The organism is Pseudoalteromonas sp. S327 (genome assembly GCF_005886415.1).
Classification (GTDB): domain Bacteria; phylum Pseudomonadota; class Gammaproteobacteria; order Enterobacterales; family Alteromonadaceae; genus Pseudoalteromonas; species Pseudoalteromonas atlantica.
Window position 1 is genome coordinate 1 of record NZ_PNDP01000108.1, and the last position, 326, is coordinate 326.

Sequence of the window (326 nt, forward strand, 5' to 3'; positions counted from 1 at the left end):
GTTGAAGGCGATAAAGCATCAATGGAAGTACCTGCTGCGCAAGCAGGTACAGTCAAAGAAATTAAAGTAAGCGAAGGCGACACGGTAACAACAGGGTCGTTAATCATGATTTTTGAAGGCGAAGCGTCAGGTTCACAAAGTGAGCCAGAAGCGCCAGCTAAAACTGAGGCGTCTGCACCTGCAGAAGCTTCAGGTTCTTCAACTAAAGAAGTAACCGTACCAGATATTGGTGACGACGAAGTTGAAGTAACAGAAATCATGGTCGCTGTTGGTGACAGCGTAGATGAAGAGCAGTCAATTTTAAGTGTTGAAGGCGATAAAGCATC

General features: G+C 45.4%; 1 protein-coding gene. It reads left to right on the plus strand.

Annotated features, from left to right (window positions below; genetic code table 11):
* Positions 1-326: biotin/lipoyl-containing protein (locus CWB60_RS20345; RefSeq protein ID WP_283240972.1), on the plus strand; the 326-nt coding region annotated here is incomplete at both ends.